Origin of the sequence: Rubinisphaera margarita (assembly GCF_022267515.1) — a bacterium.
GTDB classification, from domain to species: domain Bacteria; phylum Planctomycetota; class Planctomycetia; order Planctomycetales; family Planctomycetaceae; genus Rubinisphaera; species Rubinisphaera margarita.
This window is the reverse complement of record NZ_JAKFGB010000022.1, coordinates 89,211-104,152: the sequence shown is the minus strand read 5'-3', so window position 1 is coordinate 104,152 and position 14,942 is coordinate 89,211. Positions and strand designations below refer to the sequence as shown.

The 14,942-nt window shown below is 58.7% G+C and carries 13 protein-coding genes and 1 tRNA gene; 6 read left to right on the top strand and 8 right to left on the bottom strand.

Annotation, left to right across the window (positions count from 1 at the left end; translation table 11 throughout):
• Positions 1–129 precede the first annotated feature (129 nt).
• The gene (gene ptsP, locus L1A08_RS21705; RefSeq protein WP_238758689.1) at positions 130–1,878 is read left to right on the top strand and encodes a phosphoenolpyruvate--protein phosphotransferase; all 1,749 of its coding nucleotides are present in this window, start codon (positions 130–132) and stop codon (positions 1,876–1,878) included.
• A gap of 334 nt (positions 1,879–2,212) precedes the next feature.
• On the opposite strand, the gene L1A08_RS21700 is transcribed toward ptsP, so the two are convergent.
• The 5 genes from L1A08_RS21700 to L1A08_RS21680 form a co-directional block, all read right to left on the bottom strand.
• A complete protein-coding gene (locus L1A08_RS21700) occupies positions 2,213–3,373 on the bottom strand; it encodes a trans-sulfuration enzyme family protein (RefSeq protein WP_238758688.1) in 1,161 nt (386 codons plus the stop codon).
• A gap of 98 nt (positions 3,374–3,471) precedes the next feature.
• On the bottom strand, positions 3,472–3,756 hold the full coding sequence (locus tag L1A08_RS21695) for a hypothetical protein (RefSeq protein WP_238758687.1): 285 nt from the start codon (positions 3,754–3,756) through the stop codon (positions 3,472–3,474).
• A gap of 25 nt (positions 3,757–3,781) precedes the next feature.
• Positions 3,782–5,002: a DUF420 domain-containing protein gene (locus L1A08_RS21690; protein ID WP_238758686.1), complete on the bottom strand. Its 1,221-nt coding sequence runs from the start codon at positions 5,000–5,002 to the stop codon at positions 3,782–3,784.
• 234 nt (positions 5,003–5,236) lie between these two features.
• The gene (locus L1A08_RS21685; RefSeq protein ID WP_238758685.1) at positions 5,237–5,551 is read right to left on the bottom strand and encodes a cytochrome C oxidase subunit IV family protein; all 315 of its coding nucleotides are present in this window, start codon (positions 5,549–5,551) and stop codon (positions 5,237–5,239) included.
• A 247-nt stretch (positions 5,552–5,798) separates the two neighbouring features.
• Positions 5,799–6,830: a prenyltransferase/squalene oxidase repeat-containing protein gene (locus L1A08_RS21680; protein WP_238758684.1), complete on the bottom strand. Its 1,032-nt coding sequence runs from the start codon at positions 6,828–6,830 to the stop codon at positions 5,799–5,801.
• A gap of 206 nt (positions 6,831–7,036) precedes the next feature.
• Here L1A08_RS21680 and pyrE point away from each other — a divergent pair, with 206 nt between their 5' ends.
• The gene (gene pyrE / locus L1A08_RS21675) at positions 7,037–7,591 is read left to right on the top strand and encodes an orotate phosphoribosyltransferase (protein WP_238758683.1); all 555 of its coding nucleotides are present in this window, start codon (positions 7,037–7,039) and stop codon (positions 7,589–7,591) included.
• A gap of 158 nt (positions 7,592–7,749) precedes the next feature.
• Positions 7,750–7,947 carry a small basic protein gene (locus L1A08_RS21670; protein ID WP_238758682.1) on the top strand — a complete coding sequence of 66 codons (198 nt, stop codon included), beginning with the start codon at positions 7,750–7,752 and terminating at the stop codon, positions 7,945–7,947.
• A 123-nt stretch (positions 7,948–8,070) separates the two neighbouring features.
• Here L1A08_RS21670 and L1A08_RS21665 read toward each other — a convergent pair whose 3' ends face one another.
• Together L1A08_RS21665 and L1A08_RS21660 are read right to left on the bottom strand one after the other, a co-directional pair.
• Entirely contained in the window at positions 8,071–11,175 is a 3,105-nt protein-coding gene (locus L1A08_RS21665; protein WP_238758681.1) for a tetratricopeptide repeat protein, read from the bottom strand.
• 170 nt (positions 11,176–11,345) lie between these two features.
• Positions 11,346–11,912 carry a YqgE/AlgH family protein gene (locus L1A08_RS21660; protein ID WP_238758680.1) on the bottom strand — a complete coding sequence of 189 codons (567 nt, stop codon included), beginning with the start codon at positions 11,910–11,912 and terminating at the stop codon, positions 11,346–11,348.
• A gap of 281 nt (positions 11,913–12,193) precedes the next feature.
• Between L1A08_RS21660 and L1A08_RS21655 the strand changes: the two genes are divergently transcribed.
• Together L1A08_RS21655 and L1A08_RS21650 are read left to right on the top strand one after the other, a co-directional pair.
• Positions 12,194–13,273, top strand: coding sequence for a hypothetical protein (locus L1A08_RS21655; protein ID WP_238758679.1), 1,080 nt, complete (start codon positions 12,194–12,196; stop codon positions 13,271–13,273).
• A 278-nt stretch (positions 13,274–13,551) separates the two neighbouring features.
• Positions 13,552–14,244 (top strand): EF-hand domain-containing protein, encoded by a 693-nt coding sequence (locus tag L1A08_RS21650; protein WP_238758678.1) that lies wholly within the window; start codon positions 13,552–13,554, stop codon positions 14,242–14,244.
• A 13-nt stretch (positions 14,245–14,257) separates the two neighbouring features.
• On the opposite strand, the gene L1A08_RS21645 is transcribed toward L1A08_RS21650, so the two are convergent.
• Positions 14,258–14,581 (bottom strand): DUF6793 family protein, encoded by a 324-nt coding sequence (locus L1A08_RS21645; RefSeq protein ID WP_238758677.1) that lies wholly within the window; start codon positions 14,579–14,581, stop codon positions 14,258–14,260.
• Positions 14,582–14,743: 162 nt separating this feature from the next.
• Between L1A08_RS21645 and L1A08_RS21640 the strand changes: the two genes are divergently transcribed.
• Positions 14,744–14,814 (top strand) — tRNA-Gln (locus tag L1A08_RS21640).
• Positions 14,815–14,942 lie beyond the last annotated feature (128 nt).

Below are 14,942 nucleotides of genomic sequence, written 5' to 3'. Positions count from 1 at the left end.
AAGGAATTCGTGGTTCAATCAGGTCGGTTTCGTTGTTCGACGGAACCGCCAGGTGACCGGGACCGTGTCGCTAGTCCGAAAACTCAGAACTCACCCACTTATCCCATCTCCGCTCAATCGGACGGAACCATGATTACTAGAAACGGAATAGCCGTCTCCCCCGGCGTCGCGGTCGGCGATGCGCTCGTGATGGGGAGTGAAGACTTCCGCATCCCGCAGCGTTTCATCCCCCGCCGGATTGTCGATCAGGAGTTGGAACGGCTGCGGCAGGCGCTCGACGGGGTTTCCACGGAGATCCTCGAGAACGAGCGGCTCGCCAACGAAGCTCTCGGGCAGCAGTACGGAGCCATCTTCGGAGCCCATCTTCAGATGGCGCAGGATCCGAAGCTGATTTCTGAAGTCGAACTGCTCATCAAGGATCGCTGCTACAGCCCGGAGTTCGCAGCCAGCCGCACGCTGCGCAAGTATGCCCGGCAATTCCAGGCCCTCGGCAACGCGTACTTCGCGGAACGGGCCGCGGATATTTACGACCTGGAAAAGCGGATCCTCCGCCACCTCCTGGGTGAGCAGCGGGAAAGTCTGGCCGAACTCACACAACCGGTTATCGTGCTGGCGCACAACCTCACGCCCAGCGAAACCGCCGGCCTGAAGAAGGACGTTGTCCTCGGGTTCGCCACGGAAGTTGGCGGACGGACCAGCCACACGGCGATTCTCGCGGCTGCTCTTGAGATCCCGGCAATCGTCGGTCTTGGTCCCTTTCTGGCCGACGTTTCGGGCGGCGATACCGTGGTCGTCGATGGCACGAGCGGCGAGTTCATCATCGAGCCGGATGACGACACGCTCTGGCGTATCAACGAAGTTCGACAGAAGTACAAGTCGGTGGCCGCTCGCCGTCGACAGATGCGTGATCTCGTCTCGGAAACGAAAGATGGCGCCCGCATCAGCCTGATGGGCAACATCGAGTTTCCTCAGGAAGCCGAGCAGTGCGAACAGAAGGGAGCTGACGGTATCGGATTGTATCGAACCGAGTTCCTCTACCTCGGCCGCGACTCGATTCCGACGGAAGAAGATCACTACAACGCCTACACGGAGGTCATCTCGGCTTTCAAGGATCAGCCGATCACCATCCGGACCCTCGACCTGGGAGCCGACAAAATCCCCGGTTGGATCCGACGATCCTATGGAGACGATTCCAATCCGGCGCTCGGGCTCCGCAGTATCCGGATGAGTCTGCACGACATGGACATGTTCAAAACGCAGATTCGCGCCGTCCTGCGCGCTTCCGTGGGGGCCAAAGTCGGCATCATGTTCCCGCTCGTCTCCTCCCTGCTCGAATTTCGCCAGGCCCGGCTGATCGTTCGCGAAGTGATGGAAGACCTGGAAGAACAGAAGATTCCGTTCAACAGCGAGGTCTCCCTCGGCATAATGGTCGAAGTCCCGGCGACGGTTCTCATGGCCGAAGAATTCGCTCGCGAGGTCGATTTCTTCTCGATCGGCACCAACGATCTGATCCAGTACACGCTCGCTGCGGATCGGTCCGATCCTCAGGTCGCCAAATGGCACAACCCGGCTGATCCGGCGATCATTCGCATGATCGACATGGTGGTCAAGGCGGCCAAGAATCACGACATTCCAGTGTCGGTCTGCGGCCAGATGAGTTCCGATCCCCGTTGCGTGCCGCTGCTGATTGGCATGGGCATCCGTCAGATCAGTGTCAGCCCGCACGCGATTCCGGAAATCAAGGAAGTGATTCGCAACCTGACGATCAAAAAGGCCGAGTCGATTGCCGCGTACGCCAAGCAGCAGGAACTCGCCCGCGACGTCGAAAGCTTCCTCAATCGGGAACTCCGCAAACTCGTCCCCGAGAACGTGAAGTAAGTCCCTCGCTCCGTAGGCTGAGATAGCGAAGCGTATCCCAGCAATTGTGTGCCCGAACGCAGCTTGGACGTCTCACAGAAGCATCGGGTCGCGCCTGTTGAGTCAGCCCGAGCGGATCTGCCAGCGAGGCCGTTGATGCTGCGATCTGTGCCTGGCCGTAACGTCTCGTATGAGACCTCTTGCCGTCTGCGTCGGCCCCGGTAGCGGAGCAACCGGGGCTACCCGATCCGCGCAGATCGGGCGGCCTGAGAATAGCTCATCGACGATGGCGCAGCCTCTGGTCGCGGCGCGACCCGGCCGCAGTTGTGGTCGAGCCACCCTGCTTTGTTCTGGCTTAGCCTTCGAGGGCCTGCTTCAGGTCGGCGACGAGGTCTTGCGGGTCTTCGATGCCGACGGAGATGCGGATCGTTTTCTCGCTGATGCCGGCCGCAAGGCGGGCCTGGGCGGTCATTGAGGCGTGGCTCATCGTTTCCGGGTATTCGATCAGCGATTCAATCCCGCCAAGCGATTCGGCCAGCTGGAACAGCTTCGTGCGGGCGAAGAGCTTCTCGGCAGCCGGGCGGCCCCCTTTGATGTCGAAGCTGACCATGCCGCCAAAGCCCTTCTGCTGACGCTTGGCGAGCTCGTGATCCGGATGCGATTCGAGGCCCGGGTAGTAGACCTTTTCGACGTTCGCATGTCCGTCCAACATTCGGGCGACGGCCATGGCGCCTTTCTGATGGGCTTCCATGCGGGGGCCGAGCGACTTTACGCCACGCAGGACGAGAAACGCATCGAACGGCGAACAGCCAAGGCCGAGTGCGTTGACGATGTAGGCAACCTTGTCGGCGTGTTCTTTGGTCTTGGAGACGACGCAGCCGCCGACGACATCGGAGTGACCGTTTAGGTACTTCGTGGTCGAGTGGACGATGATATCGACGCCCATCTCGAAGGGGCGCTGCAGATACGGCGACAGGAAGGTATTGTCGGCAATGGTGAGCAGCCGGCGTTCGCGGGCGACGGCGGTCACCGCTTCAATGTCGACCACATTCAGGAGTGGGTTGCTCGGCGTTTCAATCCAGATGCACTTGGTATCCGGGGTGATCGCTTCACGGACGGCGTCGGCGTTGCCCATGTCGACGAAGGAAAAGCGAAGCCCCATCTTGGTGAAGACATCGGCGAACAGACGGTAGGTGCCACCATAAATGTCGTTGCCGGCGATGATGTGATCACCCGGGACGAACAAATGCATCACCGTGGTGATGGCCGCCATGCCGGTAGCCGTTGCCTGGGCACCGACGCCCCCTTCGAGGGAGGCAATGTTCTCTTCGAGAGCTTTGCGGGTCGGGTTGGCGCTGCGGGTGTAGTCGTAGCCGCTGTTGGTCGTCAGGTCGTTCCAGTAGTACGTCGACGAGGTGTAGATCGGCGTAGTGCAGCTGTTGTAGAGGGAGTCTTTGTTGACGCCGGAGTGGACAGCGCGGGTCGAGAAACCGTACTTCGAATACTCTTCGGACATGGACCAGACAATCAGTTCAACGGAGATTAAGAGAGGGTCGATCGTCGCCGGCTGCGGTAGCACGGCAACACGATATGAGCTGCAGCCATTCAGCAGATTCAGACGAGCGGTTCGTCCGGATTCCTGTCATCAGCTTCCGTCAGGTCGGCAAGCTGCGATTCTTCCCGGCGGGTCATCCGATACAGGGTGACACCAGCGACGGCAAACAGAATCGAAGGCATGCTGAGCATCGTGAGAATGCTGGCCATGTAGGCGGCGGGTCGCGACTGATCGTCGGCCGTTTCCGTTGCCGTCTTGCACATCGGACAGGCCGAACACGGCGCGGGTTCAGCCAGTCCGGGCAGAATTCCCAGCAGCAGGCAGGCCAGAATGAGGTTTCGCATCGTTCTCATGGACGTCACAACTCGGTCAGGCGACTCCCGCCAGATGGTACAGCATGAAATAGATTATGACGCCAGTGACGGACACATACAACCAGATAGGGAACGTGATTCGAGCGATCGTGCGATGTCGTTCGATCCGGCCGCGAAGGCCCAGATAAATCGTCATTCCCGCCAGAACCGGCACGGTCACCGCGAGCAGGATATGACTGATCAGGATCACCAGATACACCTGCCGGATGAATCCCAGGTCGGGAAAACTCTTCGACGATTCCCCCGTATACGCCTGCAGGCCGAAATGGTAGGTCAGATAACAGGCGAGAAAGACAGCCGAGACGCCGAAGGCGGTCAGCATGGTTGTCTTGTGAGCCTGAACCTTTTTCTGCTTGATCAGAATGAACCCGATCACGAGCAGCACCGTCGCCAACCCATTGAGGCTCGCGTTGACTGCCGGGAGTGTTTTCAGCCAGCCGGGGACGACCGGCTCGGCGGCTTCAACCTGTTCGACGTCTTCACCTGGCACGTCTGCGTCTGCTGCTGTCGAGGTGCCGGCTTCTGCAGGAAGGTCTCCGGAGGCGGCTTTGGGGACGAGGAATTCGTTCTTCTCCGGCGTCTCCATTTCCCCGTGGAGCACGCGAGCCAGGGTCGCCATCGAAACCGGATCAGTCGCCAGGTACTGGCCGACGATCAGGCCCTCTTCGTTGATGTGCATCACCCGGTCGGTGTGGGCGAACTCGAAGCCGAGCAGCCGGTCTTTACCGGTTCGTTCTTCCACCGCCTGCAGAAAGCTGTTGCGGATCAGGTCGTGAATCTCGTCCTTTTCCCCAGTGAGGAAGAGCCACTGTTCGGGGTCTGCTCCGTAGATTTCCGAGTAATCCTGCAGCCGTTCGGGGGTATCGTGTTCCGGATCGACCGTGATCGTGACGAGCTTTACGTCGGTGTCTTCGCAGTTCTCGGCCAGCTCCATCATCGCTTTGGTGTTGCCGGGGCAGGACATCACGCAGCGGGTGAAGATGAAGTTCACCACCCACGGCTGGCCAAGCAGGTCCTGTTTCGTCACCGTTTCGCCGCTGCGTTCGGTCAGCGAAAAGCTGGCGACCTCGCGCTGTTCGAGCTCGACCTCAGAGATCATCTCAATCGTCGAAGCATCGTTCAGTTGTCCGACATTCGGGCGAGCCGGGGTGAACCACATCACGAGGAGGGAAACACCAACCAGCAGCCAGAGAATGCCGCCGATCGTGCGACGCATCACGAAAGATCGTTCGTTCGACGAAGGCGGGATGTCGCTGACAGGATCGTTATTTTCCGCTGAGGACATAATCAGACCGAGTTCGATACGCGGGGGAAGAGTAGCGGACCGCCGGTGCAGTCACCGACACTCGCCCGCATGCCGAAGTGTAGGCCTCGGGCCTGGAAAAATGAGTCTGCGGGCGGCGGGTTGCGACAAATTGACGGAATTCCGCTTCGGGGCGGCCGTGTGGTGTCAGTCGACCTGAGGCACATCCAGCGGGTAGTAATGCAGGGAGATATCCGGAAACAGGGCCAGGATCATGCCGATCGAGAGGATGATCGTCGGTGCCAGCAGGGCGTATTTCCAGGCCCGCTCGAACTTCAGATGCATGAAATAGAGCATCACGAGCCCGGCCTTGGCAGCCGCCACGGCCAGCACGAGCAGGGCGACAATCACTTCCCACGATGGCATTGCCGCCACGTCAATCAGCACCGACAGCAGGGTCAGCCCGCACAGTCCGAGGAAAATCTTGCCGTAATTCACGTGATGAGGGTCGTTCTGCTGCATGGAATTGTCTCAATGGATGGCCGGGGAACCGTCGCCCTTCATTCTGCCCGGTTTCGCGTCCGGTGGCAACTGTAGGTCGCGTTCGCTTCGATCAGATCACGCCGCGTCCTCGGGGTGGTCGGGCGAAACTGGGCCGGATCGCGCAGCGACAAGAGGCTGCGCCATGAACGTCTCGAATGTCTATGCCACCCTGTCGAGTTGGACGTCTTCCTCAGAAAATCAGTGAAACGCTGCGGGGTAAGGCGTGTTATCGCTGATAAATCGGGACGTAACCATTGTCGAGCTGGAGGATCGTGGCGTTGATGGCGGTCGTGTAGACGTCGCCGATGTGCCCTTCTTTCCAGGCTCCCGAGGCGTTCTGCTTGGGGAGAATCTGGCGGGAGATGTCGTCGAAGTAGCGTGTCCAGAGGTCCGGATCGCGGTACATCACCTGAGCATAATAGTAGTGCGTGTAATGCCAGTGGCCGAAGTAGTTGGTGTTGCCGCTCGGGCTCGGCCAGATGTTGTCCTTGCAGAACTCGAGCATCTTGGTGACATGGTCCGATTCTTCGTATTCGCCGGCGCTGTACATGGCTGCGACCGCGGCTGCGGTGATTGGCGGCCGCTCTCCCCCGCCGCGGATGCTGTACTGCACGCCCCCTTTATCGGTGGTGCAATCTTTGATGTACTGCTTGGCCTGGTCGATGATCTCCTTTGGCACCGGGATCCCGGCGTTGCGACAGGCGCGAAGCCCCTGAACCTGCGTGATACAGGTGGAACCTTCGTCGAAATCGCCTCCGTCTTTAGCGGAAACGTAGCCCCAGCCGCCTCGACTGGTCTGGGCGTAGCCGCTGAAGGCGACCGCGTTCTTGAGGACTCTCAGGAGGTTCTTCCGTCGCTCGGCTCCTTCTTCTTCACCGAGCACCTGGGAAAGAAAGAGCATCGAGAAGCCGTGCCCGTAGGTGTAGTGGTAGTCCTTTTCGTAGCCGATGAGCCCATTGGGCTGCGACATGTCGACGAGATAGTCGACAGCCGTGCGGACGGTTTTCGCGTACTTGCCGCGAGTCGTGGTCGAGCCTTCGCAGAGGAGAGCCATGCCGGACAGGGCGGTCATGGCGACGCGATACTGGCCGCCGTTGGCTTCCCAGTAGCCCTGCCGTTTTTGGTCACGGACCAGATAGTCGAGTGCCCGTGTGACGGCCAGTTTGACTTTGGGGTCCTGTCGTTTGGCGAAGGCGGACGGACCGCCGGCGGCGAGCAGTCCCATTGCCATCAGTGCGCGTCGTCGCGTCAATTCCATGAATTTCCCCGCCAGCTTCAGGTCCGAATCGAGATTTGGTATCGTGCACCACCGAGACAGTATATCAGCCCGCAAACTGTCGATCGATGCGAAAATTCCGAGTCGCGACCGTTCTGCACGAGAACATGCGTCTGGATCGGCGGCATTTTTGCACTGGCGGAGCCAGTGGCACACCCAGAACATTCATGAACTCAAAGTCCGTAGCTATGCCCAATCTGACCCGTTTGAAAGAATTGTTTCACGAACGAGCCCTCAAATTCGGCGACTTCACCCTCGCTTCCGGACGGAAGGCGAAATATTACCTCGATGGCAAGCAGGTCACTCTGCACGCTGAGGGGCTGCGGCTCGTTTCCCTCGGATTCTGGGAACTGCTGGAAGAGTTCGATTTCGACGCCATTGGCGGGATGTCGATCGGAGCCGATCCGATTGTTGGCGGCATGCTGACCGTAGCCGCGGAAGCGAACCGGGATGTCGTGGGCTTCATGATTCGGAAGGAATCGAAGGGGCACGGCACGAATAAATATGTCGAAGGGCCGGTTAAGCCCGGGATGAAAGTCGTTATCGTGGAAGACGTTGTGACGACCGGAGGCAGTGCCCTGCTGGCCGTGGACCGGATCCAGGATTTCGGCTGTGAAGTCATTGCGGTGGCGGGAATTGTCGACCGGCTCGAAGGCGGAGCAGCTGCGTTTGCTGAACGGAACCTGCCGCATCGAACCCTGCTGACGATCCGAGACTTCGGCATCGAGCCCCCGACGGAGTAGACGCTGGACGCCTAAACTCAGGCGCCTATTCACGCTTGCGTTTGATTTTGGAGCAGATTACCATATCCGGCTCGTTTTCATGTGACCGATACTGGTTGCAGGCTTTGCTGAACGAGCAAGTTGGCCCCACTTTAACGATATCGAGTAAGGTTACTGTCATGTCACTGGATAACAGCCTGAAAGCCAGCAGCAAGATGCGGCGTTCTCGTAACGTGCTCAAGCGCGGCGAGCGGATCGCATTCCTTCAGGGCGAAGACCGTTGGGTCGCAGGCCAGAGCCCTGTTGGCCTGCCGAAGGTCCGCGTCATGAAGACCGTGATCGGCAAGAAGAAGAAAAAGACCAAGAAGGAAGACTAGTTCGCCGCGACACGCGCGATCGCTTTCCTTTTGTGATGGAACAAAGCAGGCGATTCATTCCCGGAATGGATCGCCTGTTTCTTCATGCGCGGACGTCCCGCAGGCCTCTCCAGGCCCGACCTGTTACAGAGCGGGTGGGGCTGGAATTTCGCTGTCTTCCGCAGGTGGAGCGGGGGCTTCCGGCTCCTTGTCCTTCGGGAGAGCAGACGATCCGAACAGGGACCCCGCACCGCCGGTCAGGCCTTCTGAGCCACGACGACGTGTTGCAGAAGGTTTAGTCGCGGGTTTTCCCGGCGACGTTTTCGGCGTCTCTCGGGTGTCCTTACTTCTGGTCGCCAGCACGTACGGTTTGCGTTTCGTGTACAGCTTGAGGCGCTCGTTGGCTTCGCGGAGATATTGGTTGTTGTAGGTCCCCCGCTCTTCGGCGAGTCGAATCGCCTGCTTCTGCAACTCAGCGGCGCTGTCAAATTCTCCGCCAGCCGCGTGGGCCATCGCCAGAGCTTCCAGCGCGATCGGATCGTTGTTCTCCGTGAGCGTGCAGGCTTTCTTCGCATCACGGAGAGCCTGCTTCGGATTGAAGATGGACGGATCGGTCACGGAGGCGTGCAAACGGGCCCGATCGGTGAAGCCGCCCGACATCGTCGGTTCGAGTTCGATCACTTTCGAGTAATCGTCGATGGCCGCCCCGTACTGTTCCATCATCTCGAAGCAAAGTCCTCGCCCGAGAAACATGTAAACATATTCGTCATCGACCTGCAGAGCCCGTTCGTAGTCTGGCAGTGCCTTCTCAAACTGTTCCAGATCGCGGTAGGAATTGGCGCGGAAGAGTCGGGCGTTGAGGTGATCGGGATTGAGTTCGAGGACACGATCGAAATCGGTGATGCATTCTTCATCGCGATTAAGGAGCGACAAACAGAATCCACGCCGGTAGAGGGCCCACAGATAATCGGGCGTAATCTCAATGGCCCGAGTGTAGAAGTCGACCGCCCCCGCCAGCTGGTCGCCCTCTTCGTAAAGTTCTCCCAGTCCAACCCAGGCCAGATCGTAGTTGTTGTCCTGAGCCAGGGCTGTTCTGTAAGCGGCCTCGGCTTCTGCTCGCCGGTTCAGCTGACGGTAGCATTCGCCCCGTCCGTAAAGCAGGGAGACATTCAGTGGGGCGGCGACCAGAGCCAGCGAATACTCGGCGATCGCGTCGACCAGTTTCTGGTCGTACCGCAGCGTATCGGCAAGATTGGCCCGCGCGAGTGTGTATTCGGGGTTCAACTCCAGCGCCTTCCGGAAATCCCGGGCGGCAAGTTCATAGTTACTCACGTTCAGATAAAGCAGGCCTCGCTGGTTGTAAGCGATGGTGTAGTCACTGCTCTGTCGGACGGCTTCATCGTAGTCGTCGAGTGCGGCCTGTAATTCCCCGCTGTTGCGGAATGCGTCCCCGCGGTTGACGAGAATCACCGCTGATCCCGGGCTGAGTTTCAGAGCCGCGTTGTAGCAATCGATCGCCTCACTGGATTGCCCCAGTTGATCCAGGCAGATCCCGCAAGAGTTGTGAGCGTTGGCGTGCTGCCCGTTCAGCTGAATGGCTTCTCGATAAAACTCGACGGCCTGTTCAAGCTTCTGAGCGAAACGGGCGTTCTCTCCCCGATGATAATAGATCTCGGCCAGGGGACTCTGGTCTTCACCCTGAAAGGCTTCGATGACCTCCGCGAGTCGACGGTCGGCCTGGTCGTGCTCTCCACGGTTGCGATGCAAAGCAGCCAGGTTCGTCGCGAATGTTGTGTCGCCGGGACGGAGTGTCAGTGCGATTTCGTAGTTCTCGATCGCGTCTTCGGGCTGATTCAGCATCTCGTGCACGATGCCGCGGTTGTTCCAGGCGACCGCGTCATCGGGGTCAATCTCGATTGCATCGGTATAGGCTTCGAGCGAGTCTTCCGATCGTTCCTGAAGTCGATAAAGATCGCCGAGAAACCGCAGGGCGAGACTGTCTTCGGAATCGATTTCGATCGCCTGCAACAGATCCTTTTCGGCAGCCGTGGGATCGTTGAAGGAAAAGTTCAACCGCCCCCGTTCGCGCAGCGGAGCCGCCTGGGTGGGATCCAGCTCGATACTGCGGCTGTAATCCTTGAATGCCTCTTCGGCATTGCCGGAATCTTCAGCAGTCAGGCCGCGAAGAAAAGTCGCCTCGGCAACGACGACTTTGTCCTCAGCGTTCGTGGCGACGTAATCGAAGTCTTCCCGGGCGAGTTGCGTCTCGTTGACGGTGCGATACAGCCGGCCTCGGGCGATTCGAGCGGAGTGATCACTGCTGTCTGCCTCAAGCAGTCGCGTGTAGTCATCGATTGCAGGACCGTACTCGCCGAGCTGCCCGAGACAGTCGGCTCTGAAGTAGTAGGAGTTGATCGCCTCGGGATTGCGTTCGATCGCAAGTGTGAAGGTCTCGACCGCTTCTTCAAGTCGGCCGATGGACATCAGGATGTTGCCGCGAGTGTGCCAGGCATCCGCGCGCTTTGTGCCAAGTTCAATGGCCCTGTCGATGCTCGCGAGCGCTTCTTCACTTTTCAGGACCATCCATTCGCAATAGGCCCGCTCGATCAGCAGATCGGGATCCGCGTCGACATCCACCGGAACGGTTTGAAGAAAATCGACGATGAACTGGTAGTTCTCTTTCGCGCGTTCGCAGCGAATAAGCAGCAGGATGGTCTGCACGTTCGAGGCGTCTCTGCGGAACGCCTTTTCGAGATCGGGTTGTGCTTTTTCGTAATCCGCCTGTTCGAGGTGAATGAGGGCGCGTGTGATCAGGCCCGCAACGTGATCCGGAACGTTTGTCAGCAGCTGGTCGGCATTTTTTTCGGCCTCGTCGAGTTTGCCCTCAGCCATGAGAACCAGTGCGCGGTTGGCCTGGGTATCGGGATCGTTGCGGCGACGACGCCCACGACCAGAAAGCGCCTGCAGCGCATTGTCGAGTTCGATCACTCCACTGGCCGGCATCCAGCCGTCGGGGTCGACGGTGTAGTAGCGATCGTCTGTCTTGCGAGTGAAGTCAATGACGTCGCCCCGGTAGAAGCGGTACTCCTCGGAATTGTCGGCTTCGTTGAAGACAGAGGCCGTCGTATCGAGCACGAGGATCTGCGGTTGCTTCGCGTCTTCAGGTTCCTGCGCCTGACAGCAGTCAGCGAGGCTCAACATCAGTAGAAGCACGAGAAGTGAGACGTTGACGCGGCTGCGTGATCTCATAGATCGAGCCCCTCCCAAGGCGGATCAGAACCGTATTCAAAGCGCGGGCGAGCTCCCGCCGGGTGAAGAACCCGTGTTCATCATGCCGGAATTGGAGGGGCATTTCAAACGCGTTTGATCGCAAAACGCGGAAAAGCAGGTCTCAGCACGAATGAGTCAGAAAACTCGACTCAGTTCCATTCCGCTTTATCGGCTGGAATAGGCAGCATGCGGTGCTGACGATGGAATTCCCGAATCAGTTCATCCCAGATGTCGTAAGGCTGGTCGGAGAACACAAACTCGGAACGAGCCTGGAGTGTGAACCAGTCGCCCCGGTTGATCTCACTTTCGAGCTGACCGCTGCCCCAGCCTGCGTAGCCGGAGAAGATCCGGAACGGCACATTGCAGCCGGTGCTCGTGGAATTGATGACCACTTCTTCAAAGGCCTCGGCACTGCCGCCGACATAGACGCCGGGGACAACAGCCAGATCGTCTTCTCCCCAGGCGGCATCGCCATGCAGCATGCTGAGAGCCGATGGTTCGACCGGACCGCCGACGTAAATTACGCTCTCATTGGGGGGGACATCGAAATGGCCCACGAGAGCGTGAGAGAGATTCACGGACGAGGGGCGATTGATAATGACGCCCATGGCGCCTTCGTGATTGTGTTCCAGAAGCAGGACCGCTGAGCGAAAGAAGTTGGGATCGTGCAGATGCTTGGTCGCCAGCAGAAATTGACCTCGCAGTGTGTCTCGCATTTTTGACGTTCCGTTCCTGTTTCTGGTCGGTTTCCGGGGTCTGGCGCTCGCACACGGACTGCCGAAGTTCGGTTGCACTCGCACTACAATCGTCTGGAAAACGCGTCAAAAGAAGTATACGATACGACTGGACCCGGGAGTAGGCCAGTTCATTTCGACCGGCTCGGTTCCATTCAATTGACGCTGATTTCTCTGCTTTGGAAATACCCCTGCTGATGTATCAGAGACGTTCCGTATCGGTCCTCACTATTCCTCAGACTCTCCTCGGGCGAACATGGCCAATGCACGGCTGCACGGTGTTTGTTCTGTCGGCGATGCTGCTCGTCCTCGCAGGCTGTGGCGGTTCGGAGGATCCCCAACCCGCTGCTCCACAGGCCGGGGATCCAGCTCCGCAGCAGGACACCGCCGCCGAAACGACACCGGCAGCGAAAACGTCTGATGCTCCCTCGCAGTCCGGCGACAACGGCCGGAAATATGTCGACGGCATTCCTTACGATGTCTTCTTCGATCGTCCGTTGAATGTGGCTGCGGAGAATACGACGCCGAGTCAGCCGATTCCTGCGGTGACAATGAATCCGGCGTCCCCCGACACTTCGCCAGGGACGATGAATCCCTCTCAACCGGCCACCACGCCGCCCGTGGAATCTCCAGCCTCCGGCGACGGTGTCGCGTGGAATACGGTGATCACTGAAGAGCGGCTGCTTGAAGAGGTGACGCGATTGAGAAATACGCTGACGGCGAATCTGAATTCCGTCGGGAACTTCAATCGGGAGTTGCTTAACATCAAGATTGACGGAGCGACTCTGGCCGCTCTGGCCGGGATTGCGACCGAACATAGCGGTGACTTCACCTGGAAAGACAAAGCTCACTTCGTGAGAGATCTTTCGTCGAACATCGCCATTGCAGCTGAGAGTCGCGGACGGCCGGCGTTTGAAGAAGCCGAAATGGCGTTCCTGAATATCGTCGAAATTCTGAACGGCGGATCGCCAGCGGAATTGCCGGAGTCGGACCAGGAAACCGTTTTCAGCGATGTCGCAGATCGTAATCTGTTGATGCAGAAAATTCGTTCACATAACGACTGGCTGCGAACGACAATCAGCAACGAAAAAGAACTACAGAACGAAAAAGATCAGGCAATCGCCCGGGCGGCTCTGCTGCGAGCACTGGGGCAGGTCGTCCACGAAGAAGATTACGTCTTCGCCGACGAAGAGGAATATCAGAAGTATTGCCGCGAACTGATCGATGGGGCCGGACAGATGCTGCAGGGAGCCGAAGGGGATGACTTCGAGGAGTTCCAGGCCGGTTTCGAACTGCTCAACAAGAGTTGTAACGACTGTCATCCCGTCTATCTCAACAACTAGAGCACTTTGATGCTGCCTCCTGCAGTCGCAGTTTGAATTTTCTCCAGCTAGACACACTCGACAGTAGCCGTGTCTGAGCGAATGTTCGTCTGAAACGCCGGGTTTTTGCAGCACGGGGCGGTGATCCCTTTGGGGAAACGGCTCGAATGCGAAGTGCGGAGGCAATACGAAGCATCGAAACCCTGGCCAATTGCCGGGGTTTCTTTCAATAGCGGCCGAGTCTCGGTCGCCGAATTTCCTCTGAAATGCTGTTGCTCCAGAATGCTTCGGGTTGAGCCATGTCATTGATCTCTCGTGTCGTCATTTCTTCTGTCCTGCTCTTCACCGCCGTAGCCACCGTCGAGCTTTCGGTTGCCGAGGAGAACGAGCCCTCTCTGTTCAGCCAGCTCGACCGGAACGGAGATGGCTTCGTCGTCGCCGAGGAGCTCGATGATTCGCAGAGAAAGTACTTCGAGCGTCTGCTGCGGATTGGGGATCGCAACGAAGATGAACGTATCGATGCCGCGGAGTTCGGATTGGCGACCACGGATCAGCAGCCTGTGGAGTCGAGTGCGAGGCCGGGCGGCGGCCAGGGGCGGATGTTCGACAGCGAACGGATGATGACCAACTTCGATCGAAATGGCGACGGTCTGATTCAGTTTGACGAACTGCCCGAAATGGTTCGTGAACGCATGGAACCACTGTTCCGAGCTGCGGGAAAACGGGAGTTGAGTCTGCAGGACCTCCAGCAGGCGCGCCAGCGCTTCCAGTCCGGTATGCAGAGACCACAGATGTCGATGCCGTCTCCTTCTGCCGCTATGACGCCCTCAGGGCCTCGTTCGCCGGCGGTGGAGCGAATCCTGGACACCCTCGACCGCAATCGGGATCAGGTGCTGACGACGATTGAAATGGAACTGGCGCCGGCTCGACTGCTCGCTCTGGATCGCAACCGCAACGGCGTGCTCGAGCCCGAAGAGCTCAGCGGGCCGTAATACGGGCAAAGCGTTACCAGCCGAGGGACATGTTGGTTTCAACGGCTCGTTGGGCCTGATGAAGGTCGGCACCGGTCTCCCGCATGTAGAGCCGAATCGCATGGACCTTGTCGCCACGGGCACGGGCCAGACAGTCTCGGGCGGTGTCGCAGCGGGCTTCGCGCTCCGGAAAGCCGAGCAAAGCCTTGGAGATCACCCAAAGATCGCGAGGGCGGCGGTTGATCCGCAGGACGTCCTCGTCCGGATAGTGTTCCTGCGCCTGCGCGCGGGCCTGCTCCTCTGATTCGGCCCAGCCGATCATGATGTGAGCATTCGTTTCGATCTCGTACAGCGGCATGACTCTCTCTTCCCGGCGGGATTTGCAGATCCAGCAATGCATCGGGCACTTCTGCAGTGGCATTCTAGACCGACGTCCCGTTTTAACGCAATTACAGAACGAATTCGAAAAATTCTCCCTTGAAAGACTCGGCGGAGCTTTATAAATTTCCGTCAGACACATTGCCCGATGGTGTAACGGTAGCACAAAAGATTCTGATTCTTTTAGTTGGGGTTCGAATCCCTGTCGGGTAACTCAAGCAAAAAAGCCGTCCAGTTTTTGGACGGCTTTTTTCATGCGCTGATCCGCCGTGCAGCTCAAAGCCCGGCGTTCGCATCCCCTGTTGCCTGCTGCACTTCGCCACCGTGCTCACCCAGAGGCC

Excerpts from the sequence above, each read along its gene's own strand:
- ptsP (WP_238758689.1), top strand. The coding sequence starts at position 130 with ATGATTACTAGAAACGGAATAGCCGTCTCCCCCGGCGTCGCGGTCGGC.
- L1A08_RS21700 (WP_238758688.1), bottom strand. The coding sequence starts at position 3,373 with ATGTCCGAAGAGTATTCGAAGTACGGTTTCTCGACCCGCGCTGTCCAC.
- L1A08_RS21695 (WP_238758687.1), bottom strand. The coding sequence starts at position 3,756 with ATGCGAAACCTCATTCTGGCCTGCCTGCTGCTGGGAATTCTGCCCGGA.
- L1A08_RS21690 (WP_238758686.1), bottom strand. The coding sequence starts at position 5,002 with ATGCGTCGCACGATCGGCGGCATTCTCTGGCTGCTGGTTGGTGTTTCC.
- L1A08_RS21685 (WP_238758685.1), bottom strand. The coding sequence starts at position 5,551 with ATGCAGCAGAACGACCCTCATCACGTGAATTACGGCAAGATTTTCCTC.
- L1A08_RS21680 (WP_238758684.1), bottom strand. The coding sequence starts at position 6,830 with ATGGAATTGACGCGACGACGCGCACTGATGGCAATGGGACTGCTCGCC.
- pyrE (WP_238758683.1), top strand. The coding sequence starts at position 7,037 with ATGCCCAATCTGACCCGTTTGAAAGAATTGTTTCACGAACGAGCCCTC.
- L1A08_RS21670 (WP_238758682.1), top strand. The coding sequence starts at position 7,750 with ATGTCACTGGATAACAGCCTGAAAGCCAGCAGCAAGATGCGGCGTTCT.
- L1A08_RS21665 (WP_238758681.1), bottom strand. The coding sequence starts at position 11,175 with ATGAGATCACGCAGCCGCGTCAACGTCTCACTTCTCGTGCTTCTACTG.
- L1A08_RS21660 (WP_238758680.1), bottom strand. The coding sequence starts at position 11,912 with ATGCGAGACACACTGCGAGGTCAATTTCTGCTGGCGACCAAGCATCTG.
- L1A08_RS21655 (WP_238758679.1), top strand. The coding sequence starts at position 12,194 with ATGCACGGCTGCACGGTGTTTGTTCTGTCGGCGATGCTGCTCGTCCTC.
- L1A08_RS21650 (WP_238758678.1), top strand. The coding sequence starts at position 13,552 with ATGTCATTGATCTCTCGTGTCGTCATTTCTTCTGTCCTGCTCTTCACC.
- L1A08_RS21645 (WP_238758677.1), bottom strand. The coding sequence starts at position 14,581 with ATGCCGCTGTACGAGATCGAAACGAATGCTCACATCATGATCGGCTGG.